The sequence below is a fragment of the Actinocorallia lasiicapitis genome, assembly GCF_054778695.1.
The window spans coordinates 1-524 of the sequence record NZ_BAAGZI010000936.1 but is presented as its reverse complement, the minus strand read 5'-3'; the positions used below and the strand labels follow the sequence as shown (position 1 = coordinate 524).

Annotated in this window: 1 protein-coding gene; it reads right to left on the bottom strand. The window is 63.0% G+C overall.

Features of this window, described 5'->3' with window-relative positions:
- The coding region (locus ACYVE7_RS35580; RefSeq protein ID WP_460371122.1) for a hypothetical protein at positions 1-503 on the bottom strand (503 nt) is incomplete at its 3' end.
- Positions 504-524 lie beyond the last annotated feature (21 nt).

Below are 524 nucleotides of genomic sequence, written 5' to 3'. Positions count from 1 at the left end.
ACCGCAAAGGCGTTCCGATAGAGCTTGTCATAATCACCGTACAGGATCCGGCTGGTCAGGGTCAGATTGTCGCTGAAGCGGTGCTCAACGCGGCCATTTAGGACCTTGGCCTCGAAATCGCTGACGTTGAACCCCGGCACACCGAAGAAGGTGTCGCGGACGCCGGTAAGCGGACGTGATGGGCTCGTGAGCGAGCCCTGGACGGCCGAGGGGACGCCTCGGTCGATCGTTCGCTTGTCGCTGTTATATTCGAAGCCCAGATCGATCCGAGTCGCACCGCCGAGCGAGAGCGCGACGGTCGGGTTGATCGCAACCCGGCGCCCGTCATAGAAGTCGCGATTGTTTCGGAACTCCTCGTAAACGGCGTTCATCCGGGTGGAGACGGACTCGCTGAGTGGCTGACTGATGTCGGCGTCGACATACCATGCGCCATATGTGTCCGCCGAACCGCTGCCGCTGATGAAGGCGTTGGCGACAGGGCGCTTGGTGACGCGGTTGATCACGCCCCCGCCGCCGCCGCGCCC